General features: G+C 62.0%; 24 protein-coding genes and 1 pseudogene. 13 read left to right on the top strand and 12 right to left on the bottom strand.

Annotation, left to right across the window (positions count from 1 at the left end; all coding sequences use genetic code 11):
• Positions 1-204: 204 nt before the first annotated feature.
• Positions 205-372, bottom strand: coding sequence for a hypothetical protein (locus NXT3_RS32080; protein WP_199773374.1), 168 nt, complete (start codon positions 370-372; stop codon positions 205-207).
• A gap of 561 nt (positions 373-933) precedes the next feature.
• Here NXT3_RS32080 and NXT3_RS31750 point away from each other — a divergent pair.
• A complete protein-coding gene (locus NXT3_RS31750) occupies positions 934-1,140 on the top strand; it encodes a hypothetical protein (protein ID WP_158665374.1) in 207 nt (68 codons plus the stop codon).
• A gap of 308 nt (positions 1,141-1,448) precedes the next feature.
• Positions 1,449-1,742 (top strand): DUF982 domain-containing protein, encoded by a 294-nt coding sequence (locus tag NXT3_RS20840; RefSeq protein ID WP_072597431.1) that lies wholly within the window; start codon positions 1,449-1,451, stop codon positions 1,740-1,742.
• 65 nt (positions 1,743-1,807) lie between these two features.
• Here the strand turns inward: NXT3_RS20840 and NXT3_RS20835 are convergent, their stop codons facing one another.
• Positions 1,808-2,290 (bottom strand): hypothetical protein, encoded by a 483-nt coding sequence (locus NXT3_RS20835; RefSeq protein ID WP_104840257.1) that lies wholly within the window; start codon positions 2,288-2,290, stop codon positions 1,808-1,810.
• A gap of 779 nt (positions 2,291-3,069) precedes the next feature.
• Between NXT3_RS20835 and NXT3_RS20830 the strand changes: the two genes are divergently transcribed.
• Together NXT3_RS20830 and NXT3_RS20825 are read left to right on the top strand one after the other, a co-directional pair.
• Entirely contained in the window at positions 3,070-3,987 is a 918-nt protein-coding gene (locus tag NXT3_RS20830; protein ID WP_104840256.1) for a DnaJ C-terminal domain-containing protein, read from the top strand.
• Positions 3,984-4,322 carry a chaperone modulator CbpM gene (locus tag NXT3_RS20825; protein WP_104840255.1) on the top strand — a complete coding sequence of 113 codons (339 nt, stop codon included), beginning with the start codon at positions 3,984-3,986 and terminating at the stop codon, positions 4,320-4,322. The genes NXT3_RS20830 and NXT3_RS20825 overlap by 4 nt, the downstream gene beginning before the upstream one ends.
• Positions 4,323-4,381: 59 nt before the next feature.
• Here NXT3_RS20825 and NXT3_RS20820 read toward each other — a convergent pair whose 3' ends face one another.
• The 7 genes from NXT3_RS20820 to NXT3_RS20790 all read right to left on the bottom strand — a co-directional run bounded on the left by NXT3_RS20820 (position 4,382) and on the right by NXT3_RS20790 (position 11,364).
• Positions 4,382-4,696: a DUF982 domain-containing protein gene (locus NXT3_RS20820; protein ID WP_104840254.1), complete on the bottom strand. Its 315-nt coding sequence runs from the start codon at positions 4,694-4,696 to the stop codon at positions 4,382-4,384.
• A 57-nt stretch (positions 4,697-4,753) separates the two neighbouring features.
• Positions 4,754-5,707 (bottom strand): ABC transporter permease, encoded by a 954-nt coding sequence (locus NXT3_RS20815; protein WP_104840253.1) that lies wholly within the window; start codon positions 5,705-5,707, stop codon positions 4,754-4,756.
• A complete protein-coding gene (locus NXT3_RS20810) occupies positions 5,697-6,635 on the bottom strand; it encodes an ABC transporter ATP-binding protein (protein ID WP_104840252.1) in 939 nt (312 codons plus the stop codon). The genes NXT3_RS20815 and NXT3_RS20810 overlap by 11 nt, the downstream gene beginning before the upstream one ends.
• A complete protein-coding gene (locus NXT3_RS20805) occupies positions 6,632-7,783 on the bottom strand; it encodes an NEW3 domain-containing protein (RefSeq protein WP_234828129.1) in 1,152 nt (383 codons plus the stop codon). The genes NXT3_RS20810 and NXT3_RS20805 overlap by 4 nt, the downstream gene beginning before the upstream one ends.
• A gap of 81 nt (positions 7,784-7,864) precedes the next feature.
• Positions 7,865-9,205 carry a Do family serine endopeptidase gene (locus tag NXT3_RS20800; protein ID WP_104840250.1) on the bottom strand — a complete coding sequence of 447 codons (1,341 nt, stop codon included), beginning with the start codon at positions 9,203-9,205 and terminating at the stop codon, positions 7,865-7,867.
• Between the two features lie 186 nt (positions 9,206-9,391).
• Positions 9,392-11,020, bottom strand: coding sequence for a chaperonin GroEL (gene groL, locus NXT3_RS20795; protein ID WP_097539772.1), 1,629 nt, complete (start codon positions 11,018-11,020; stop codon positions 9,392-9,394).
• 29 nt (positions 11,021-11,049) lie between these two features.
• The gene (locus NXT3_RS20790; RefSeq protein WP_037420378.1) at positions 11,050-11,364 is read right to left on the bottom strand and encodes a co-chaperone GroES; all 315 of its coding nucleotides are present in this window, start codon (positions 11,362-11,364) and stop codon (positions 11,050-11,052) included.
• Between the two features lie 337 nt (positions 11,365-11,701).
• On the opposite strand from NXT3_RS20790, the gene NXT3_RS20785 reads away from it, so the two are divergent.
• The 3 genes from NXT3_RS20785 (at position 11,702) to NXT3_RS32975 (ending at position 13,181) form a co-directional block, all read left to right on the top strand.
• The gene (locus NXT3_RS20785) at positions 11,702-12,163 is read left to right on the top strand and encodes an Hsp20 family protein (protein ID WP_037420281.1); all 462 of its coding nucleotides are present in this window, start codon (positions 11,702-11,704) and stop codon (positions 12,161-12,163) included.
• 96 nt (positions 12,164-12,259) lie between these two features.
• Positions 12,260-12,769 carry an Hsp20/alpha crystallin family protein gene (locus NXT3_RS20780; protein WP_104840249.1) on the top strand — a complete coding sequence of 170 codons (510 nt, stop codon included), beginning with the start codon at positions 12,260-12,262 and terminating at the stop codon, positions 12,767-12,769.
• A gap of 49 nt (positions 12,770-12,818) precedes the next feature.
• Positions 12,819-13,181: an NADH dehydrogenase ubiquinone Fe-S protein 4 gene (locus tag NXT3_RS32975; protein WP_104840248.1), complete on the top strand. Its 363-nt coding sequence runs from the start codon at positions 12,819-12,821 to the stop codon at positions 13,179-13,181.
• Positions 13,182-13,296: 115 nt separating this feature from the next.
• On the opposite strand, the gene NXT3_RS20770 is transcribed toward NXT3_RS32975, so the two are convergent.
• The 3 genes from NXT3_RS20770 to NXT3_RS20760 form a co-directional block, all read right to left on the bottom strand.
• A complete protein-coding gene (locus tag NXT3_RS20770) occupies positions 13,297-13,659 on the bottom strand; it encodes an SPW repeat protein (RefSeq protein WP_104840247.1) in 363 nt (120 codons plus the stop codon).
• Between the two features lie 266 nt (positions 13,660-13,925).
• Positions 13,926-14,225, bottom strand: coding sequence for a DUF982 domain-containing protein (locus NXT3_RS20765; protein WP_104840246.1), 300 nt, complete (start codon positions 14,223-14,225; stop codon positions 13,926-13,928).
• Between the two features lie 677 nt (positions 14,226-14,902).
• Entirely contained in the window at positions 14,903-15,490 is a 588-nt protein-coding gene (locus NXT3_RS20760; RefSeq protein ID WP_104840245.1) for a tyrosine-type recombinase/integrase, read from the bottom strand.
• A gap of 450 nt (positions 15,491-15,940) precedes the next feature.
• Here NXT3_RS20760 and kdpF point away from each other — a divergent pair, with 450 nt between their 5' ends.
• From kdpF to NXT3_RS20725, 6 genes and pseudogenes are all read left to right on the top strand, one after another.
• The gene (kdpF, locus tag NXT3_RS33300; protein ID WP_104840244.1) at positions 15,941-16,027 is read left to right on the top strand and encodes a K(+)-transporting ATPase subunit F; all 87 of its coding nucleotides are present in this window, start codon (positions 15,941-15,943) and stop codon (positions 16,025-16,027) included.
• Positions 16,028-16,049: 22 nt separating this feature from the next.
• Positions 16,050-17,759 carry a potassium-transporting ATPase subunit KdpA gene (gene kdpA / locus NXT3_RS20745; RefSeq protein ID WP_104840243.1) on the top strand — a complete coding sequence of 570 codons (1,710 nt, stop codon included), beginning with the start codon at positions 16,050-16,052 and terminating at the stop codon, positions 17,757-17,759.
• Positions 17,760-17,770: 11 nt separating this feature from the next.
• Positions 17,771-19,808: pseudogene (kdpB, locus tag NXT3_RS20740) on the top strand (potassium-transporting ATPase subunit KdpB).
• 2 nt (positions 19,809-19,810) lie between these two features.
• Positions 19,811-20,380 carry a potassium-transporting ATPase subunit KdpC gene (gene kdpC, locus NXT3_RS20735; protein WP_104840242.1) on the top strand — a complete coding sequence of 190 codons (570 nt, stop codon included), beginning with the start codon at positions 19,811-19,813 and terminating at the stop codon, positions 20,378-20,380.
• An 18-nt stretch (positions 20,381-20,398) separates the two neighbouring features.
• On the top strand, positions 20,399-23,089 hold the full coding sequence (locus NXT3_RS20730; RefSeq protein WP_104840241.1) for a DUF4118 domain-containing protein: 2,691 nt from the start codon (positions 20,399-20,401) through the stop codon (positions 23,087-23,089).
• A gap of 2 nt (positions 23,090-23,091) precedes the next feature.
• Positions 23,092-23,793, top strand: coding sequence for a response regulator (locus NXT3_RS20725; protein ID WP_104840240.1), 702 nt, complete (start codon positions 23,092-23,094; stop codon positions 23,791-23,793).
• Positions 23,794-23,810 lie beyond the last annotated feature (17 nt).

The raw sequence follows: 23,810 nt of genomic DNA, 5'->3' as shown, positions 1-23,810 counted from the left end.
TATGCCGAGTTGGCGAAGATGCGCGGAATCGCTCGAGGAGATCATTGCGACGGCGGCGTCTTCGTTCAGACGCTGCTGGTCGCCGAGGTGGAATATCGCCTGGACGGAAAGCGGGAAGCTGCGGCTCCTCCGTTTAAGAGGATCAGGGTTCGCCTGAACGGTGGCAGCTTGGCGCAAAAGAGCGGTGTGATTCCGCGGCGATACCTAGGCGCCTCCCGCAGTCTCGCTGCCCTCGTCGTCGTTGAGGGGCAGGTAAGCATATGACTCCAGGCACTCGCGAACGAGCACGCGCATCAGCTCTTCCCGCGTCATCTGGAGTTCTTCGGAGGCGAGAGCTAGCGCCGCCTCCACGTCGTCATCGAATATCATCATGCTTCGCGTCTCGCTTGCTTCGGCGGAGCTGCCGCGACTAAGCAGTGCCCGCGCGTAAAACGGACACTGCCTTGTTTACAAGCCATGGACTGAAAAACCGGGAGCGGCATTCATTTGGGGGCGTTCAGAACACCGCTTCCTTACGTATATCTGCCATTTGCGGCGGTACTAAACGCGCACTGTTCAATTTAGTTCCGTCGATACAAAACGCCGGCTTGCACCCCGACCTGGCGCAGAGATGAAGTCCGGAACAGACTGCATCGAAGGAAATTCCGAACCACTTCAATTCTGGGGTTCGTCAAACACTTAGGTGTCGGCAATGGAGCCCCGGCCCGTATTGAACCGGATGCAGCCTGTGTCCCGCGATGGATTGCGGCACCGCAAGCCACGGTTGGCGTGCCTTTCGTTCTTGTCCTTGCGGAAATCGAACCCGAAGCATCCACAAAGGTTACGGGCTTCGTCGGAGCGGCATGTCCATCTGAGAGGGGGGAACATCTTCGTTTTTGCTTGGTTTGCACGGACCTGCTTTTCGCACCGATCATCAGAGCCGGAGGAGCAATCATGGTTGACGGCAAGAAACGGAGCGAAGACCCGGCCGAGGGCTCTCGGGAAACGATCGAACGAGAACTGAAAAGGAGCGCGCAAGACAACAAATCGGCCGCTTCTCCAAAGCCGGCAAAGAGCTCACCATCGAAAAAGGAGCGCAATCCCGACGAGAAGAATCTGAGGGACGCAGCATCTGCTGCGCAAGTAACAGGGAGAAAATGATGGGAACCGACAACGAAATGGACGAACGTGTTCGCAGGCGTGCCTACGAGATTTGGTAGCGCGAGGGCCGACTTGACGGAGACCATGAGCGCCACTGGCAGCAGGCTACCGAGGAACTTGAACGCCAAGGCGGCGTCGGCGCCGCTTCTCAGGAACAGTCGGACAACGGAGTCGCCAGGAGCAGGAAAGGGCCGCCAGTGAAACGCAGTCGGACCGGAATGGCAACCACCGGCAAAGAATCACTGTAGTGTAGGGAACGAACAGGATGGGTTGGCGGTTCTGAGTACGACCTTTGAGGAGGTCCGAAAATGAAGGAAGCGCCTTGGCGTGGACCCCTGTGGGTAACGCTGCAAAACGGCATGAGACGTCAATTCTGTGGGCCGTATGATGCCCTCGATTTCCTGGAGAACGAATGGCCGAGCCATGGACCGCTGCACGCACGTGCCGTTCGAGCCTGTCGCGAAGCATTGCGTCACGCCGAATATGTGAGTTCCGCAAGGAACTGCTTTATGGCGGCATGCGTCGAGGCATCTTTTCTATGCACCGAAGCTGGAAATCTGCAATCTCGCGCCGGATCGAAGCTGATGGGCAGGTATCGCTGACTGCCTAAGAGGTCGTCTCGACAGGTGGATACCGCAATGCCGCCGTCGGCGCCGGTCAGGACGTTTCATTTGTCGGCATTCGGGCGTTGCGACCGTGACACCATGGCTCCCGCCGCCAGACCGAGCGCCATTGCGACGTAGGTCAGTCCAATCGATCTCTTCGAGATAACGGTCTCCCAACCGGGGGTCAGCCGCTCCGGAACCAGGTGATAGTCGACCAGGTAGGCAAACGCGGCAGTTATCGCCGCCTTGCGCAGTGTGAAGGTCGCTTTCCCGGAGCGGTCGGCCGAAAGCCATGCTTCGAAGGGCAGAGCCCAAAAGATCGCCGACAGGTGATGAGTGCAGTAGCCGACCAACGTGTGCTTCGTGTCCGCGACCCTGACGTGGCCGGCTTTCTCGCCATGAAGCCAATGGCTCGTGGCATTGGCTGGCTGGAAAATGCTCCGTCCCTCCAATCTGGCCAGTAGGGAGAGCACCGCCGTCGTCGTCAGGCTCGCAATCGTTCCGCTGGCGACGGCTGCTGTGAAAGGGCTGCTCCGGCCGTGCACCGCTCGACGTTCAAGGCCGGCCGCACTGATCCGCGGGTCGGAGGGCAGGGTGCTATTTAAAACAGGATCTCGCGCAATGGCTGACATTCGATTGACTCCCGCTTTGTACACCCAATCGCTGCAACGTCGCGATGTTCCGCGCGCGCTTCAGCTTAGCGGGCGTTCTGAAACGTGAAGTGCGACCACTTGTGCTATATTGCGACCTTGCCCTCATTGAGGAGCACCTGCAGCGGCTGAAACGCATGTCGCGGGCTCGGTCAAAAAGCCGCTTTCGGCTCGGTATTCGGCCATTCTGATTAAGTACTACCGAAGTCCGCAACGGGTCGAGAGGAGGCTTGGCAAACCTCAGCGAATGCCCGTTCTGTGCTCAAAAGATCGCGGAGAGGGGGGTACCCGACGCGCTGGTTCAGTGCATCCGGACAAGCGACTCAAGCCGGCCTGTCGACTGCTTCCTTTGTGTCATGGACGACTTCCTCAATGCCGCGGGGTCTGATGTCAGTTCGATCAGGCTGGGCAAATTTTTGCCGCATTCTACGGCTGCCGTTTCATCGAAGGCCCCCGCCGTGTCGTGCGCCACCTTCTCATATTGTGATTCCGGTGACAGCGGCGAGGCTGGCAAATCAGACCACAACGGCCATATTGAACAGAACCCCTTGACCGCACGCCGAGTACGGCAACTTGGGCCTGAAGGAGCTGGACTGAACGACTGCGCAATTCGACGCAGCCATCTCCAGAATGCGGGGCGCTCGGCGCGCAGGTCAACATGGCGGAGTGATAAGGTGAGTGAAGATCCGTACCAGATTCTCGGCGTTCCGCGTACGGCCACGCAGAGCGAGATTCGAAAGGCCTACCGCAAGCGCGCAAAGGAACTGCATCCGGACCTGCATCCGGGCGACAAGAAGGTGGAGGCCCAATTCAAGACGCTTTCGGCAGCCTATCATCTACTGAACGATCTTGAGCAGCGCGCCCGTTTTGACCGCGGCGAGATCGATGCTTCCGGAATGGAGCAACCCCAGCAGCGTTTCTACGGGAATTACGCCGACACCAATCAGGCCGGCCGGTACACATCGGCGGGCGGCGCGGGCGAATTCGAGGATCTGTCCGATATCTTCTCCGATCTGTTCGGCCGTGGCCGGGGAGGGGGTGGTTTCCAAGCACGCGGGCAGGACCTTTATTACCAATTGGAGGTCGAGTTTCTCGATGCCGTTAATGGCGCCCGCCGCCGCATCACCCTATCCGACGGAAACACCCTCGCTCTGACCATTCCGCCCGGGACGCGTGATGGCAGCAAGCTGCGGCTGAGAGGAAAGGGAGCGCCGGGGAGTGGCGGCGGGGCGGGTGGAGATGCCATCGTCGAAATTAGAGTCCGCTCTCACCCGCTCTTCCGGCGCAACGGCGACGACATCGAAATCGATCTGCCAATTACACTCTACGAAGCGGTGCTTGGCGCAAAGATCGAGGTGCCTACCGTCTCCGGACGGGTGTCGATGACGGTGCCGAAGGGGGCGAACACCGGGGATGTACTGCGTCTCAGGGGTAAGGGCGTCAAGAGTGGACATGGCCCCGCCGGTGACCAGCGCATCAAGCTGCAAGTGGTTCTGCCCGACAAGATAGATCCGGCTCTCGAAAGCCTCGTGGAAACCTGGAGCCGGGCACATCCCTACGATCCGCGCGAAGCGCTGAGGAGGGCCTCATGAGACTGACAGAAGGACAGGTTCTCGAACTTTTCCGCACTCTCACCGCCAGACAGTTGCGCCAGTGGGTGCGCCGCGGCTGGATCGTGCCGTCTCAAGTAGCGACCGCTCCATTGTTTGATGATGTCGACATCGCTCGAATCCGTCTGGTTTGTGAGCTGCGCGATGACATGAACGTCAACGATGACGCCGTGCCGATCATCCTAGCGCTGCTGGATCAGCTCTACGGTTTGAGGCGCGAGCTTAGAACGTTAGCCGACGCCCTCCGTCATCAGCCCGATGAAGTTCGCCAGGAAGTCAGGCGGGCGCTTTCCGTCATTGTCACGCGACAAGGATAGTGCCGGTGGTCTGGGTGTTCACGGCGGTGATCGGCATCGACGCTGCCTCGATAACCGGGTCAGTTTACAGCCGCCGGCCTGTGAAACGACGTCGACTGAGTCGGTCTGTTCGCGCCGACGATCGTGCCGGCGTCAGGCGCGAGGAGATTGGCCCGCCGCGCGCAGGCAACAAGCGCCGTGCGAGCGACCTCGGCATCGATCTCGCCCGCGATTGCCGCTTTGCAGGCATTGAGCGCGATGGCGTGAGCCGGATTCCGCTTTGACGGCGGCCACTCATTCAGCCAGGCGTAGGCCTCGCTCACGCCGTGGATCTCGGCCGGAAATCCGAGACCTACGAAGATTGGGACCGGATGTCGAAAGCGATGGTGCTCCATCGTTCTCCTCCATTCACGCGACATCAAGTTTGCGGGTGACGAAGCACCCGGCAACGATCATGCCCTGACCTCCTGACGCTGGAAGATGACATAGGCCAGGGTGAAGAGCAGGATCATCGCCGCGACCAGTCCCGAGAGCTGCGGCCATACGACCAGCAGGCTTTGCACGGTCGGTAGCGGTGCGCCGGCAATCGCGCCTTGGACTTGATCGAAGAACAAGGGGCCGACCGAGCGCGCCGAGGGGTTCAACAGCATTCCGGTGATTTCGCCGTAAAGCGTCTGAGGCGAGAACCTGCTGATGGCCTGCTGCGTTTCGAACTGCGTGACCACCGTCATCGGCTCGAGCGGATCGATGGGAGCCAGCGCGCCTGCAAACAGCGGCGCGATCATGTCCCAGAACACCGCAAGCACCAGCCAGACCGACAGGGCGGCCAATGCCGAGGTCGCCGGCGAGCGGATCAAGGTCGAGAAGGCGATCGCCAGCGCCAGCCAGACACCGGCGTAGGCGAGCGTCGCGGCGAGATAGGCCACACCCCGCACGATGTCGGCGGCCGACGGAGGCAGACCGAGGAACAGGATGCCGAGGCCTGTCATGAGCAGCCAGAGCGTCAGCAGCGCGATGGCGATAACAAGCAAGCCACCGAGGAACTTTCCGAACAGCACCGCATCGCGGTAGATCGGCTGCGCCAGGAGCCGGCTCATTGTCCGCCGGGCGTATTCGCCGTTGACTGCGTCGAAACCCAGCGCGATCGCCACCAGCGGCAACAGAAAGCCAAGCAAGGCGGCGAAGGATGGAAGCGGCTCGCGCGCCTCCGTCAACAGCTTCAGGAACAGGAAAGGATCCTCGGCTGTCGTTGCGGTGATGCGCCCAATCGCACCATAGACGGCGCCGATCGCGGTCAGCAGCACGAGCAGCATGATCAGATGCATCCGCGCGCTGGTCATATGATCGGCCGCTTCCTTGAAGGCAATCGTTGCCGTGCCCTTGAAGGGGGAACCTTCACGCGTCATGGACAACCTCCCGGAAATACCGACTATAGGCTTGGTCGAGCCGCGCCCGGCGCAGGTCCAAATTCTTCAGGGAACCACCAGCATCAACGATGAGGCGGGCGAGCTCCGGGCGAACATCGCGTTCGGCTTCGACCAGCCAATGGCCCTGGCGACCGGCCACGATCGACTTCACGCCCTCGGCCGACGTGCCGAGTTCGGAAAGGTCGATGCCATCGGCCTCGACATCGATGATGAATGCGCCTCCACCGATCTTATCGGCGAGCTCTTCGATGGTGCCGAGGAATCCGATCCTGCCGTTGCTAAACAACGCAATGCGATCGCAGACCGTTTGCACCACGTTGAGCATGTGCGACGACAGCAGGATCGTCATGCCGTCGCGGCTCAGCGCCTTGATCAGATCGAGCAATTCCTCGGTCGACTGTGGATCGAGGCCCGAGGTCGGTTCGTCGAGGATGGCGACGGAGCACTTGCGCATCAGAAGTTCGGCCAGACCGAGCCGCTGACGCATGCCACGGGAGTACGTGCCGACACGCCGGTCAGCCACCTCAGTCAGCCGCACCTTGTCGAGCGCCGCGGCGATGCGTTCCCTTGCAAGCTCGGAAGACATGCCGGCAAGGCGAGCGGTATAGGCGAGGTTTTCTCTTCCTGACATGCTGTCGTAAAATCCGACGGCGTCTGGCAGATAGCCTGCCTCTCGCTTCACCTCGAGCGGCTGCTGCAGCGGGTCCTTACCGAGAATGCGCACGCTGCCCTCGGTCGGCTCGGTCAAGCCCAGCAGCATCAGGATCGTGGTCGTCTTGCCGGCGCCGTTTGGTCCGAGCAAGCCGACGACTTCTCCGGCACGAACCGACAAATCGATTCCGGCAACAGCCACGGCGGAGCCGTAGCGCTTCACCAGTCCTTTTGCCTCTACGACCGCCGTGCTCATCGCCGTCCATACCTCATTACAGCAAGACCGAGCACGAGCACCGCGGTTGCAATGACGCCAAGCCCCGCCATGCCCCAAATCGTCGACGTGTTGACGGTGACGCGGAACTGAGCCGACTCAGACACGGGTCCGCCGCTCGCGCGCACCGAGACCATGTAGTCGCCCGCTATCGCCTTTTCAGAAGGGGTAATCCTGACGTTCACCTGTCTCGTGGCATCGGGCGCGATCAGATCGACGCGCTCGGGCTCGAATTCGACTTTCCAGCCTGACGGGGGAGTGGCCGACAGTTCGATGTCGGTCGCAGGCGCGCTGCCATTGTTGGCGAGCGTAAACGGGAAGCTCGCCTCCTTGCCGGCCTCTGCCTGTCCCGAGAGGCGTTCCTGCGGGCCAGTCAGCGTAACGTCCGGTTGGCCAGTTACTTCGATACTCAGCTCGGCCGTAGCGCTGGTTCCACCACCCGCTACCTCCACCACGACCGGATAGCGGCCAGCCGGCGCTGACCTCGGCGGCGTGACTTCTAATGTCAGGTTCTCGCTCGCACCGGCCTCGATCGGCAAGCCGGTGATCTCTTCCGCGCCATAGCCGCGCTTGAAGCGTGACTGAAATCCCTCGGGCACGTTGGCGGCGAGACTGAACAAGTTCTCCTCCGCGCCACCATTGGTGGCTTCGATCTTGAAACTGAAGGTGGAGCTGGCCGTGCCTCTCAGAGCCGGCAACTCGGATTTCAGCTCAAGGCCACCCTCCGCTGCCTCCGATAGCTTCACCGCAAGGGGAAGATCTATGGTCTGGTTTGTGTATCGCGCTTTCACGTTGATCGGAACGGTCTCGCCGCTAGCGCCCTCCGGCGGCGTCACTTCCAGGCTGATTTCCTGTGTCGCATCAGGCGCCACGATGACAGCCGAAACCTCGCGGTTGCCGCCCTTCAGCGACCACCCCCAACCATCGGGGATGCCTGTAACTTCAAGTGACGCCCGCTGCGGCGGCAAATTGGCATTGCGCAGCGTCAGCGGAATCGTTTCGGTTTCTCCCGGGCGGATCGCCAGTTCAGGATGCGGTGTCGTGAGCCAGAAGCCGGTAAGCTTGGCGACTTCCTGTTGCTGGTCCTGAGCAACAGCCTGTGTGCATGCAGATGTCGCTCCAAGGGCCAATGCTGCTGCAGTGATCCATCGAGCAATTGTCCTCATCTCATTCTCCCTTCAACGTTCGCCATTCACACGCGCGGCGGCCGCTTAACCGATCACCAGGAACAGTTTTGAGCCGCCGCGAAACAGATCGAGCGCAATCGCGCCGCCGGCGTCCTTCAACGCCGCGGCGAGCTCCGCCACGGTGGCGACGGGCTTTCGATTAACGGCAACGATCACGTCGCCGGCGCGCAAACCCGATCGCGCCGCTGCGCTTCCTCCTTCAATGCTGGAGACAACCACATTACCAGCCGCATCCTCGAACTGCGCGCCCTGCAGGGGAGCGGGCGTTGCATCGGCCTCAGCATTTGCCTCGGCCGGCTCAATGCGCATTGTCACCTTTTTGCGAGCCCGATCGCGCAGATATTCGATCTCGACCTGTGATCCGACCTGAGCCAAACCGATCCGATTGCGGAGATCTGCCGAGCCGGTGATTTTGCGATTGTTGACGGCGATGATGACATCGCCAGCCTGAAGACCGGCACGCGCTGCCGGCGAATTCTGCTCAATGCTTCCGACGACGGCGCCGGACGTCTCCTCGATTTTGAGCGCTTCGGCCAGGTCCGGCGTCAGGTCCTGAATGGAAATGCCGATCCGGCCGCGCCGCACTTCGCCGTGCTCGATCAGTTGCTGCATCACGGCGGAGGCCATCGCGATCGGAACCGCAAAGCCGATACCGACGTTGCCGCCGGCCGGCGCGATGATGGCGGTGTTGACGCCGACCAGCCGGCCATCGGCCGTCACCAGTGCTCCTCCCGAATTGCCGGGATTGATCGAAGCGTCGGTCTGAATGAAATCCTCGTAGCCCTCGACATTGATGCCGCCACGCCCAAGGGCGCTGACAATGCCGGAGGTCACGGTCTGACCCAGTCCGAACGGGTTGCCGATCGCGACAACGGAGTCGCCGACCCGGAGAGAATTGGAATCGCCCAAGGGCAGCGCCGTCAGCTTTTCAGCCTCGATCTTCAGCAAAGCAATATCGGTTGCCTGATCGCTGCCCACCAGTTCAGCGGTGAAGCGACGGCGGTCCTTCAGCGTCACCGCAATCTCGCCGGCGTCGGCGACGACGTGGTGGTTGGTGAGGATATAGCCATTTTCGGCGTCAACGATGACGCCGGAACCGGCGCTCAGCCGCTGCTGCTGCTCAGGCAGGTTGAAATAGCGGCGGAAAAACGGATCATTATACAGAGGGTTGGTTTCGGCAGGTGTGCGAGACCTCACAGCAATGTTGACGACCGCCGGCGTGATCTCTTCCAGGACGTCAGCGAGCGACCGTTGAGTGCTTGATGAAAGGGCGGCCTGCGGCTGCGCCGCCGGCAGCGGCCCAGAAACCATAACGAGAACGAGTGCGGCGAATACGCCAACAAATTTCGACGAACGCGTGGTCATTTTTGGCCCCGATTTTGTTAGATCCTCCTTCGGAGCGGGCTGACGGGCCTCGGGTCCGGCCTCCTTGGAGCCGATCTCGGGCTCCTGCCGCCCTGCTGCAAACCGATGTTCGAACGCTTCACCCATCGAGGGGCAAGCCATGGTTCGATGGGTCCGCGCCCCTGAGGCGCGAACCCATCGCTTCCGTCAGAAGTCCATACCTCCAGGCGGCATCGGCGGAACCGGCGCCTCCTTCTTCGGCTTCTCGGCGACCATTGCCTCGGTGGTAATCAGCAGCCCGGCGACCGAAGCGGCGTCCTGCAGCGCGGTTCGAACGACTTTGACCGGATCGATCACACCCTGCTCGTAAAGGTCACCGAACTCGTTGGTCTGGGCGTTCCAGCCATAGCCAAATTCGGATTTCTCGCGCAGCTTGCCGACGATGATCGAGCCTTCGGCACCCGCGTTCTCGGCGATCTGGCGCACCGGCGCTTCGATCGCACGGCGCACGATCTCGATGCCATGCCTCTGATCGGCGTTCTCGGTCTGAACGCCGTCCAGGGCCTTGACGGCTCGCAGCAAAGCGACGCCACCGCCGGGCAGCACGCCCTCCTCGACAGCCGCCCGCGTTGCATGCATTGCGTCATCGACGCGGTCCTTGCGTTCCTTGACTTCGACCTCGGTCGAGCCCCCCACGCGGATCACGGCAACACCGCCGGCGAGCTTGGCGAGACGCTCCTGCAGCTTCTCGCGATCATAGTCCGAGGTGGTCTCCTCGATCTGCGCCTTGATCTGGGCGACGCGACCCTGGATCTCCGTCTTCGAACCAGCGCCGTCGACGATGGTCGTGTTTTCCTTCTCGACAACCACCTTCTTGGCGCGGCCGAGCATTTCGAGCGTGACGTTCTCGAGCTTGATGCCGAGATCCTCGGAGATCGCAGTACCGCCGGTCAGAATGGCGATGTCCTCGAGCATGGCCTTGCGGCGGTCGCCAAAACCAGGCGCTTTCACTGCAGCGACCTTCAGGCCGCCACGCAGCTTGTTGACGACGAGCGTGGCGAGCGCTTCACCCTCGACGTCCTCGGCGATAATCAGCAGCGGTTTGCCGGATTGAACGACAGATTCGAGAACCGGAAGCAGCGCCTGCAGATTGGACAGCTTCTTCTCGTGGATGAGCACATAGGGCTCCTCCAGCTCGACGCGCATCTTTTCGGGATTGGTCACGAAATAGGGCGAGAGGTAACCGCGGTCGAACTGCATGCCCTCCACGACTTCGAGCTCCGTGACCGCGGTCTTGGCTTCTTCGACCGTGATCACTCCTTCGTTGCCGACCTTTTCCATCGCTTCTGCGAGGAAGCGGCCAATCTCCGTGTCGCCATTGGCCGAGATGGTGCCGACCTGGGCGATCTCATCGTTTCTGGTGACTTTGCGGGCATTGCTGCGCAGCTCCTCGACCACAGCCTCCACCGCCTTGTCGACGCCACGCTTGAGGTCCATCGGGTTCATTCCCGAGGCCACGGCTTTCGCTCCCTCCTTGACGATCGCCTGGGCGAGAACCGTTGCCGTGGTGGTGCCGTCGCCGGCGATGTCACTGGTCTTTGATGCCACTTCGCGCACCATCTGGGCGCCCATGTTCTCGAACTTGTCCTCAAGCTCGATCTCCTTGGCGACGGTGACGCCGTCCTTGGTGATCCGTGGAGCGCCGAACGATTTGTCGAGCACCACATTGCGACCCTTCGGGCCCAACGTCACCTTCACCGCATTGGCGAGAATGTCGACGCCGCGAAGCATCTTCTCGCGGGCTTCCGTATGGAATCTCACTTCCTTGGCAGCCATTTTTTCTACTCCTCCAATTGGCCCGGCTCTCAGGCGGCCTTCTTCGCCGAGGCTTCGTTCTCGATCACGCCCATGACGTCGGATTCCTTCATGATCAGAAGCTCCTCACCATTGAGCTTGATTTCTGTACCGGACCATTTACCGAACAGGATGCGATCGCCGGCTTTGACGTCGAGCTCGACGAGCTTGCCGCTGTCATCGCGTGCGCCCGGGCCGACGGCGATGACCTCGCCTTCCTGCGGCTTTTCCTTCGCCGTATCGGGGATGATGATGCCGCCGGCCGTCTTTTCCTCGGCTACAATGCGGCGGACCAGGATGCGGTCATGCAGGGGACGGAACGTCATGTCGCTCACCTCGTGGACAAACAGATTTCATAGAAGCTCCTCCGCGCCGCATCCGGCTCGAATCCGACGCGGGACGCACGATGTTTTGGCATCGCGCCAATCGATCTGGTTTCTGATTTTTCGAGTTTCAAGAGGGCGGCGCAATTTTTTAGCACTCGATCCATGTGAGTGCTAATCCCATGAATTTATAGCTTCATTTCCCGCCACCCCCCTTGACGTAACGCGGTGGGATCCCCAACTCATTTCTGCCGACGCCCCATTGGGGTCGGCCAGGTCAGGGAGCGCCGAGCTTCTTGGCGCTTCCTCGTATCTATGTTGCTCTACGGAGGATGTAGCTATGAGAACAAGCCTCGACTTTACCCCCTTCTACAGGTCGAGCATCGGCTTCGATCGCATGTTCGATCTGCTGGAAAACGCCAGTCTGAACGCTGAAAACTGGCCGCCCTACAACATCGTGAAACTTGGCGAAGATTCCTACCGAATCGAAATCGCGGTAGCGGGATTTGCCGAAGACGACCTAACGATCACCCATGAGGCGAACATGCTCATGGTCAACGGCGCCAAGTCCAAGGATGAGGAGGCACAGTACCTCCATCAGGGGCTCGCCGTGCGGCCGTTCGCGCGTAAATTCGAACTCGCCGATCATGTCTTTGTCGAGGGCGCAAAGCTCGAAAACGGGTTGCTTGTCATTAATCTCAGGAGGGAGATCCCTGAGGAGATGAAGCCACATCGGATCACCATCCAAACCGAAGTGACCAAGCCCGCTTCGAAGCAGATCGAAGGCGACAAGGCAGCCTAAACCGGCGCGCCGCTCAAGCCTCGGCTGTTTTCGAAGGCGAGGGCCGGGAGAGAGCGCAAAAAAAGGAGTGAACGAAACCGAAGAAAGGATGAAGCCATGAATGTACGTGACCTGATCCCCTGGAATCGTAGCAGCAGCCAGGTTCCAAGCGCCTTTCGCGGCGATGACCTAGATCCGTTCCTTTCGCTGCACCGCAATGTAAACCGGCTGTTTGACGACGTCTTCCGCGGCTTCGGTCAGCCATCGGCGTTCGGTGGCATGACCCCCTTCAACGGATCGTGGCCGACAGTGGAGGTCGAGGAGAACGACAACGAAATCCGCGTGATAGCGGAGGTCCCGGGCATCGATCCACACGATGTCGAGGTGCTGCTGGACGATGGTGTGCTAACGCTTCGCGGCGAGAAGAAATCGGAGACCGAGGACAAGGATCGCCGGTACACAGAGCGCTACTACGGGCGCTTCGAACGGCGGCTGGCTCTTGGTGGCCAGGTCGATGTGAACAAGGTCGCCGCAACGTTCAAAAACGGTCTGCTCGCAGTGACGCTGCCGAAGACCGACAAGGCGCGAGCCAACGTCAAGCGGATCAGCATCGATAGAGCCAAATAGTACCGCCCGCCGGCCGGGTGCCGATTGCCCGGCCGGCTATTCGACAACCATGACGGCACTCCGTTTTCGACAGGGAAAATCTGATAGCGCTGCCCGGAAGTTCGCAGAGCAGGTCAGCGACAGCCAACACCCCGCGGCTGACAAGGACCAGCCACGGGCGAGCATTGATGCGGTAGCACGCATCTTTCGCCCCTCACGTTCCGTGATGACGTCAGCGCGCCTGTCAAGGCGACCTTGGCTGCTGGTGTTCGAACGGAAAGACCCGCCGGTCATCGATCATCTCATGGGCTATACCGGCGGGAGTGACACGCTCACTCAGGTCGAACTGCGCTTCCCGTCTCGCGATGCCGCCATTGCCTACGCAGAACGACAGAAACTCAACTACACCGTCGTGGAAGACAGGCGCCGCTAGTGTTCAGGGGGAGCCGTGACTGCCGAAGCGCTATACTGTTCTTGGTGGCGAATGTTCGGTTCCAATCATCATTCCGGAACCGCCCGCCGCTGCAGCGGCGGGCGGTACTCTCGGATCATACATGGGCGTGGGGGTTCTGCCGATAGTCCCAGAGCGCCCAGGCCGACACGGCTGCGACGAGCACACCCAGGACCACGTGGGTCCACATCGCGTTGATGTTCGTCGCGAATTGCAGCAGCCAGGGCGAGACGATCAGCCAGATCCCGAGCACCAGGTTGGCCCACTCTTCCCACTCCGCAAACGCCGCGAACGCGGCAATTGCCAGAGCGCCGAGCACTATGCCGACGATCCAGGCGTTCCACGCCGGCATGGTCTCAGGGGCGAACCCGATCACCCACGGTGAGACGAACAGGGCGACACCGAGCACCAGATTGAGCCAATCCTGTGCCTTCTTGCCCTCCATCAGTCCGTTTGCCATGACAACCTCCACGAATGAAGCTTGTTGACGGTGTTTTTGCGTGCTGCGCACGCTGCGTAAGACGATGTAATTTTGGGCAAATTGATCTTCAAGAGGACAACTTTCTTCGATGGACAAATAGCCACCATGATTCCAACGGTGTGCCCGGTAGCCTGCATCTTGGGCAATCGATGAGGGCGAAGGCTGGAACACAAAGAAATGGTGCGCGGCCGCGCGCGAGGAGGAATACGAATAGGGGCACTAAGAGTGCCCCTATTCTAGCCATTCTAGGCGAGCGAGTGCTGACCGCCGCCGGTCTTCGGCGCAAGCATTCCATCCGTGTCCGACGTCGACATGCCTGCATCACGGCAGAAGTCTATGAAGGCTTCGCGCGCGATGGCGACTGGCGTCATTCGGTTTAGAGCGCGACGACACGTTTGAACGGCTCGGTTGTATTTGCTGCCTCGATTTGCCCAATCCCCCTCGAGGAAATCGAGCGCGTCGTTGACAGAAGCAAAGACCTGGGGCGCCCGGTCCTTCATGCGGACGGTCACGGGCGTCATCCAAACCAATTCCGGGTTGAGCATGATGTCCTCCTTCTCGCATTCGCGCCGGATGAAAAGGAAGTGATGAAAATATCGGCGTCGAAATGGCGGATTTCAAGACCTTTCAGAGCCCCAACGCTGTGGCCGAACATATCGCCGTCTTGACAGTCCATCTTCTCACGTTGTTTCCGCACCTCCTCGTTTGAGCGAAGGGTGCGTACGATAGTTCGTCGCCATCTAAAGTCCTCGTATGAGCAACTCATTTGGAATTATCCCCGCAGCTCCTTCCCAAATCTCGGCGGACGATGTGCCTCTGCCTCGGCTCGGCATACCAACGTGCGTTTGATGCTCAGTTGCCGGTTTCGACCGGTTCATGGAGGTCCGCTCAGGGGCCCAGCCAAGCCGTTTACAGGATCAGGTGCCAAGGTCCGCAACGGGTCGAACTCGTCCCTATCAGCCGCCAATCCGAACGTCTTGAAAGTCCGCTTTTCGGCCGTGCAGTTTGCCCGCAGCGACCGGCGCAGTTGACCCGTTGCGGCCGTAGGGAACGAGGACCGGGAATGGCTCGATTGAGCACAATCGAGCCATTCCCTGCGTCTGGTGTCGATGATTGGTGTAGGTCGATCTTTCCGGTTCGATCCGTCGCAGAAAGGTCGGGCCTTAACCTTCATTCGGACCAGCGAGGGCGGCGCCTCAATGAGAAGCGCCGCCCTTGAGCGCTAGAGCTCCACTTGCTCAGAAATGGCCAAGGCGTCGTCCACCTCGATCCCGAGGTACTGCACGGTGCTCTCCAGCTTCTTGTGGCCGAGCAAGAGCTGGACGGCGCGCAGGTTTCCCGTCTTCTTGTAGATGTGCGCCGCCTTCGTCCGTCTCATCGAGTGTGTACCGTAGCGTTGGGGATCAAGTCCGATGCTCGACACCCACCTTTCGACGATCCTGCCATATTGCCGTGTCGACAGATGCGGCACGCGGCTCGGAAACAGGTAATCCCGGTCACCGAGCCTACGGCTTCCGATCCATGCAGCGACAGCCTCCCGCGTTTGATCGGTCAGTTCGAATTGCACGGGTCGGCCGGTTTTCCTCTGAATGATGATCGCTCGGTCGCGAATCCTTCCGGAAATCGCAACATCGCCAACTGAGATCGCGACGAGATCACATGCTCGCAATTTGCTGTCGATCGCGAGATTGAACAGGGCCAGGTCACGCACCGCACCCAGCATCTGGAGGCGGGTTCGGATAGCCCAGAGCTCTTTCGGCTTCAATGGGGGCTTCTGACCGATGATGCGGCCCGAGTTCCAACTGGACATAGCATTCCTCCCAAGAGCCACCCCCCACACCGCAGCGCTCAACCTTCAAGCGGATTGATCGTATTTCGAGGGGCGACTATTCGGGTGGAATGCGGAGACTGGACGCGGACGCACTCGCTGGGGCTTCGCGCGTCTAAGTGGATCCCCCCGAGATCAGCGGGTCGGACGCTACAGGCCGCCCACAGCCTTCATCAGCCCGCCTGAAGTGCGACTCTCACTCAGCGGGCAACCCATGCGGTTCTTCACGCCCATTCCGGCTCTTTATCATTTCCTTACGCGGCCGCTCAAGGATCCCAATCGATATTTGACCCGAGGCGGGGGCATCATCCGGATGACACTGACAATCGGAGAATGCCCATGTCCGACACCCTTTTCGTTGTCGCCAGCATCGGCGGTTTTGTCGTGCTTGCGGTATACGCGCGCACGCTCAGCCGGCTCTAGGAGGGTTCGATGTTGGAAGCCCTCATCGGCCTCGCCGTCGCCCTTGCGCTCGCGGCCTACCTGCTCGTGACGCTCGTTCGGCCCGAACGTTTCTGACCCGCCTCCACGGAGAATTCCCATGACTGTCATCGGGTGGCTGCAGATCAGCCTCCTCTTCCTCGCCGTCCTGATCGTCATCAAGCCGCTGGGGCTTTACATGGCTCAGGTCCTTTCCGGCGGGCGCAACGTCTTCTCGCCTATTTTCGGTCCCGTCGAGCGCGGCCTCTATGCCCTCGCCGGCGTCGATCCGGCGAAGGAGCAGAGCTGGCTCGCCTACACCTTCTCCTTGCTCGCCTTCAGCATGGCGGGCTTCGTGTCGCTCTACGCGATCCTGAGATGCCAGGCCTTGCTGCCCCTCAACCCGCAGGGCTTCGGCAATGTGCCTCCGGATCTCGCCTTCAACACCGCCGTCAGCTTCGTCACCAACACCAACTGGCAGAACTACAGCGGCGAGACGACGCTCAGCCACTTCAGCCAGATGGCGGGCCTGACGGTGCAGAACTTCGTTTCCGCCGCGAGCGGCATCGCGATCGCGCTTGCCGTCACGAGGGCCTTCGCACGCTCGGCCGTGTCGACGGTCGGCAACTTCTGGATCGATCTCACCCGTGCGACCCTCTACGTGCTCCTGCCGATCGCCGTCGTCGTGGCGCTCGCCTTCGTGGCGATGGGCCTGCCACAGACATTTCGCGCGTCCGTCGAGGCGACCACGCTTGAAGGCGTAAGGCAGACGATCGCGCTCGGTCCGGTTGCCAGCCAGGAGGCGATCAAGCAGTTGGGCACCAATGGCGGCGGCTTCTTCAACGTCAATGCCGCGCATCCCTTCGAGAACCCGACGGCGCTGTCGAACTACCTCAACATCTTCGCCATGCTGTCGATCTCGGCGGCGCTCATCTACACCTTCGGTCAGCTCGTCGGCAACCGCCGCCAGGGCTGGGCCTTCATCGCCGTTACCTTCGCCTTCCTGATCGTCAGCGTTGGCGTCGTCTATTGGGCGGAGGCGGCCGGCAACCCGATCCTCACCGCGCTCGGGCTCGATCCGGCGCGGGGCAATATGGAGGGCAAGGAAGTCCGCTTCGGCCAGGCCATGACGGCGCTTTATGCGACGGTCACGACCGGGCTTTCAGACGGCGGCGTCAACGGCATGCACGGTTCGTTCACCGGTCTCGGCGGCCTCGTTCCGATGCTCCTCATCCAACTCGGCGAGGTTCTGCCCGGCGGCGTCGGCTCCGGCCTCTACGGCATGATCGTCTTCGCGATCCTCGCCGTTTTCGCCGCCGGCCTGATGGTCGGCCGCACGCCGGAACTGCTCGGCAAGAAGATCGAAGCGCGCGAAATGAAATATGCGATATTCGCGGTGCTCATCCTGCCCCTCGCAATCCTCGGCTTCACGGCGATTTCCGTTGTCCTGCCTTCGGCCGTCGCCAGCATCGGCACCGTCGGCCCGCACGGCCTGTCGGAAATCCTCTACGCCTTCACCTCCGCCGCCGGCAACAACGGTTCGGCCTTCGGCGGGCTTTCGGGCAACACGCTCTGGTACAATACGACGCTCGGCGTCGCGATGCTGTTCGGCCGCTTCGCCTATGCCGTCCCCGTGCTCGCGATCGCCGGCTCCATTGCCGCCAAGGCGCGCGTCCTGGCCTCGAAGGGCACCTTCCCGACCGACACGCCGCTCTTCGTCGGCCTCCTGATCGGCATCATCCTCATTCTCGGCGGGCTGCAATTCTTCCCGGCGCTCGCCCTCGGTCCGATCATCGAGCATTTCGCCATGCTCGCGGGCCAGACCTTTTGAAGGAAACCACCATGTACAAGAAAGCAATGGCGGCGGGGCTCTTCGATCCGGCGATCCTTCTGCCGGCGGCGAAGGCAGCCTTTGTCAAGCTCGACCCGCGACAGCTCGTGCGCAACCCCGTGATCTTCGTGACCGAGGTCGTGGCGGCGATGGTCACGCTCTTCTTCGTCCGCGATCTCGTCACCGCTGGCGGAAGCCCGCTCTTTTCGGGCCAGATCGCCGCCTGGCTGTGGTTCACGGTGCTCTTCGCCACCTTCGCCGAAGCGGTCGCCGAGGGGCGCGGCAAGGCCCAGGCCGACTTCCTGCGCCGCACCAAATCGGAGCTCGCCGCACGCAAGCTTCTGTCCCCCGAGGGGCGGGAGACGGAGGAGATCCCGGCCACCATGCTGAAGGTCGGCGACCTCGTCCTCGTCGAGGCCGGCGAACTGATCCCCGGCGACGGCGAGGTTATCGAAGGCGTGACTTCGGTCAACGAGAGCGCGATCACCGGCGAGTCGGCGCCGGTGATCCGCGAGGCTGGCGGCGACCGTTCTGCCGTCACCGGCGGCACGCAGGTGCTTTCCGACTGGATCAAGGTTTGCATCACCACGGCGCCCGGCTCGACCTTCGTCGATCGCATGATCGCCCTTATCGAGGGGGCGCAGCGGCAGAAGACACCGAACGAGATCGCGCTGTCGATCCTGCTCTCCGGCCTGACCCTGATCTTCCTGATCGCCGTCGTCACGCTTTGGGGCCTTGCCGGCTATTCCGCGACCGTGCTTTCGGTCACGGTGCTCGCCGCACTGCTTGTCACCCTGATCCCGACCACCATAGGCGGGCTACTATCGGCTATCGGCATTGCCGGCATGGACCGGCTGGTGCGCTTCAACGTCATCGCGACATCCGGCCGCGCCGTCGAAGCGGCCGGCGACGTGGACACGCTGCTCCTCGACAAGACCGGCACGATCACCTTCGGCAACCGCATGGCGAGCGACTTCCTGCCGGTGCCGGGCGTCACCGAGGCGGAGCTTGCCGATGCGGCGCTGCTCGCCAGTCTCGCGGACGAGACGCCGGAAGGCCGCTCGATCGTCGCGCTCGCAACCGGCGAGTTCGGACGGCGGGTGCCCGATGCGCGGATCGACGCGATCATTCCCTTCGCCGCCGAAACCCGGCTTTCCGGCGTCGACCATGGCGGCCGCCGGTTGCGCAAGGGGGCGGTGGACTCGGTCCTGAAATTCGCCGGCCTCGCTGAGGATAAGGTCCCTGTCGAGTTCCGCCAGGCGGTCGACCGGATAGCCCGCACCGGCGGCACGCCGCTGGCAGTGGCGGACGGCAGCGGGCTTCTCGGCGTCATCCACCTGAAGGATATCGTCAAGCCCGGCATCAGGAGCGCTTCGCCGCGCTACGCATGATGGGCATCCGCACGGTGATGGTGACCGGCGACAACCCGATCACCGCTGCGGCAATCGCCTCCGAGGCGGGCGTCGACGATTTCCTCGCGGAAGCGACGCCGGAGGACAAGCTCGCCTATATCCGCAAGGAGCAGAAAGGCGGCCGGCTCATCGCCATGTGCGGCGACGGCACCAACGACGCGCCGGCGCTTGCCCAGGCCGATGTCGGTGTCGCCATGCAGACCGGGACGCAGGCCGCCCGCGAGGCGGCGAATATGGTCGACCTCGATTCGAGCCCGACCAAGCTCATCGAGATCGTCGGGATCGGCAAGCAATTGCTGATGACGCGCGGCTCTCTCACCACCTTCTCGATCGCCAACGACGTGGCGAAGTATTTCGCCATCATCCCGGCGCTGTTCGTGACGACTTATCCGGCACTCGGCGCGCTCAACATCATGGGCCTCGGCTCGCCGCAGTCGGCGATCCTCTCGGCCATCATCTTCAACGCGCTGATCATCGTGGCGCTCATTCCGCTGGCGCTGAAGGGCGTCACATACCGTCCCGTCGGCGCGGCCGCGCTCCTGCGCCGTTGCTGGTCTACGGCCTCGGCGGTCTCGTGCTGCCCTTCGCCGGGATCAAGCTCATCGACGTCGTCGTCTCCAATCTCAATCTGGTGTGATCATGTTCAAGCAACTTCGCCCCGCCTTCGTCTTCATCCTGGGCCTGACTGCGATCACGGGTCTCGCCTATCCGCTGGTGATCACCGGCGCTGCGCAGGCGTTGATGCCGGCTGAGGCCAATGGCAGCTTGATCCTGAAGCATGGCGCCGTCATCGGTTCCGACCTGATCGGGCAGAACTTCGTCTCCGAGAAATACTTCTGGCCTCGTCCGTCGGCGACCGGACCGGAACCCTATAACGCCGGCGCCTCCAGCGGTTCCAACCTCGGCGCTACCTCCGTCAAGCTCAAGGACCGCGTGGCGGCGGACATCGAACGGCTGCGCGCGGCGGGCGTTGCGGGAGACATTCCCGCCGATGGCGCGGCCGTCTCCGGCTCCGGCCTCGACCCGCATATCTCGCCGGAATTTGCCCGCGCCCAGATTGCCCGGATCGCGCGGGCGCGGGGCATCCCGGAGGCGGATGTGGCAAGCCTGGTTGAAAACGCCACGCAAACTCGCCTCTTCGGGTTCATAGGCGAGCCGCGCGTCAATGTGCTAGAACTGAACCTCGCCCTGGACGCGTCCGGGGCCTGAGCGACTTCGAGATGTTGAATGCCCGAGAATGACCGCGAGCTGACGAGCCGCCCCGATCCTTATGCCCTGCTGGCGCTGGCGGAACAGGGCAACAGAGGGAAACTGACGGTATTCCTCGGCGCCGCACCCGGCGTCGGCAAGACTTATGCCATGCTCCTGCGGGCGCGGCGCCTGAAGGACGAGGGCGCCGATATCGTCATCGGCCTTGTGGAGACGCATGGCCGCGGCGAGACGGCTGCGCTCCTCGAAGGGCTGGAGGTGCTGCCGCGCCGCGAGGTCGTCCATGGCGGCCGCACTTTTTCCGAATTCGATCTCGACGCGGCGCTCGCCCGCCGTCCGCGCGTCATCGTCGTTGACGAGATCGCCCACACCAATATCGGCGAATACCGCCATCCAAAACGCTATCAGGATATCGAGGAGCTGGTCGACGCTGGCATCGATGTGTGGTCGGCCCTCAACATCCAGCACCTGGAAAGCCTGTCCGATGTCGTCGCCCAGATCGCCGGCGTCCCGGTGCGCGAGCGCATCCCCGATACGGTGCTGAAACGCGCCGACGATGTCATTCTGGTCGACCTGCCGCCGGCCGAGCTCATCGAGCGGCTGAAGGAGGGCAAGGTCTACCTGCCCGACAACGCCAAGCGCGCCGTGGACCGCTTCTTCCGGCTCGGCAACCTGACGGCGCTGCGCGAACTGGCGCTCAGGCGCACCGCCGAACGGGTCGACGACCAGATGGTCGACTACCTCCGGCAGAACGCCATCGAGGGCCCCTGGCCGGCCGGCGAAAGGCTTATCGTCTGCATCGGGCCGGACCGGCTGTCGGACAAGGTGGTGAGGACGGCAAGCCGCCTCGCTTCGGGCCTGAACGCCGACTGGATCGTGGTTTCCATCGAGCGGGCGGACCGTGAGATGGCAGACAGCGAGGCGATGCGGCAGCTCGATGAGACCTTCCGGCTCGCCGAGCAACTGGGTGCGGAGACGCGCCGCATCATAGGCAGCGATTTCGTCGAGGAAATTCTCAAAGTCGCCAGGCGGGAGCATGCGACGCAGATCGTCATCGGCACGCGGCGCCATCGGTTCCCGCTTCGACTTGTCCGGCGCTCTCTGCCGGATGCCTTGGCGGCGCGGGCGTCGGGGATAGGGATTCACCTCGTCACCGACAAGGATGAGCCGGTCCAAAAGCCAAAGAGCCCGCGTATTCCGACGCCTTCCAGGAATACAGCGCGCGCGCTCGCCATCGCCGCCGCCGCCTCCGCAGCGGCCACGGTGATCGGCTTGCTGATTGAGCGCTTAATTGTTCTGCAAAATATTTCGCTTCTGTACCTGCTGGCGGTGCTCATCTCGGCTACTTATGCCGGCTACATCGCGGCGATCGGGGCGGCGCTGCTGTCGGTGCTTGCTTACAATTTCTTCTTCATTGACCCCATCGGCACTTTCACCGTGGCCGAGCCGCACGAGGTCTTCGCCCTCTTCATCTTTCTCGCCGCCGCCATCATTGCCGGCGGGCTGGCATCTCGCGTGCGCGACCAGGCAAAAGCGGCCAAGCGGCGCGCGGCGGCAATGCAGGCGCTCTATGACTTCTCCCGAAAGCTCTCCGGTACCGCCAATGCGGAGGATGTGCTGTGGGCCGCAGTCACCCAGATACAGACTACGCTAAGGCGTAACGCCGTGCTTCTGGTGCCGGAAGATGGCGACATTGCCCTGAAGGCCGCCTGGCCGCCGGACACCGAACTCGGAATGACCGACATGATGGCTGCACGCTGGGCCTTCGAGAAAAGCGAGGCAGCCGGCGACGATACCGGAACACTGCCGAACATCTCGTTCCAGTTCCGGCCGCTTCTCAGTCCGCACGGTGTTGTCGGAGTATGCGGCTTCCTGCAAAAGAACCGGCCACTGGACGCCGATGAGGAGCGGGCGCTCGCACCGGTCCTCGACCAGGCGGCCATCGCGATCGATCGTGCGCGGCTTTCCCGCGAGAGCCTCGATCGGGCTGCGCAGCTCGAAGGGGACAAATTTCGCGCCGCACTGCTCTCCTCCATGTCGCACGATCTGAGAACGCCGCTGGCGACAATCACTGGCGCAGTGACGAGCCTCCTACAGTTCGGCGACCGAATGCCCGCCGACAGTCAGCACGATCTCTTGAAATCAATCGAAGAAGAAAGCGAGAGGCTGACGCGCTTCGTCGCCAACCTGCTTGACATGACGCGCATCGAGGCGGGAACTGTGAACGCCAAGCGTGACTGGGTCGATGTCGGCGATGTCGTTCGTTCGGCCGTGGAGCGGGCGCGAAAGTATTTCCCCGACCGCGTCTTTGAAACGAGCATCTCTGCCGATCTGCCGTTCATACGCGGCGATAGCGTGCTGCTCGGCCAGGTGCTCTTCAATCTGCTCGACAACGCGAACCGTTTCGGCGGCGATGAGCCGGTCAGCATCTACGCCCGACGCGAGGGCAACGAGCTCGTCCTTGCTGTGACCGACCTCGGCAAAGGCATTCCGCCGGGCGACCTCCAACGAGTGTTCGATAAGTTTTTCCGGAAGGGAAAACCGGACGGCCGTTCGCTTGGAACGGGGCTCGGGCTTGCGATAGCCAAGGGCTTCATCGAGGCGATGGGTGGGCACGTCAAGGCCGAAAGCCCTGCCGTCCGGCGGCGCGGCACGCGCATTTCCATGCGTTTGCCGGCGGCCGAGCATCAGCTACCGGAGAAGGAATAGCGATGAACGCTGCGCGCATTCTGGTGGTCGACGACGAACCACAAATTCAGCGGTTTCTTCGTCCTGCCCTCGGCGCTGCCGGATACGAAGTGGTCGAGGCGATGACCGGCGGCGAGGCGCTGAAGGCCGCCGCAACGAGCGTGCCCGATGTGATCATCCTTGATCTCGGTCTGCCGGACATGGACGGCAAGGACGTCGTCGCAAATATACGCGCCTGGTCGAATGTGCCGATCATCATTCTTTCGGCGCGTGACCGGGAAAGCGAAAAGGTTGCGGCACTCGATCTTGGTGCTGACGATTATATCGAGAAGCCTTTCGGCATCGGCGAGTTGACCGCACGCATCCGCACAGCGTTGCGGCATCGTATCCAGATGGAGGGCGGCCAGACGAGCCTTGCTGCAGACGGACTGACGATCGATATCGTCAAGCGGCTGGTGAGCCGCGATGGCAAAGCGCTACGGCTGACGCCGAAGGAATACGATCTGCTCGTCATGCTGGCGCGGCACGCCGGCCGCGTGGTGACCCACAAAGCGCTGCTCACCTCCGTCTGGGGTGTCGCGCACGGCGAAGACTTGCACTATCTCAGAGTCTTCATAGGTCAACTACGCGGCAAGATCGAACGCGATCCGGCCGACCCCAGGATCATCCGCACGGAGCCGGGCGTTGGATATCGCTTTATCGGCGACGAAGACGCAGCCAGTTAATTCTTGACGACTAGCTG

Origin of the sequence: Sinorhizobium fredii (genome assembly GCF_002944405.1) — a bacterium.
Taxonomy (GTDB): Bacteria; Pseudomonadota; Alphaproteobacteria; order Rhizobiales; family Rhizobiaceae; genus Sinorhizobium; species Sinorhizobium fredii_C.
This window is presented reverse-complemented; position numbering and strand designations above follow the sequence as displayed.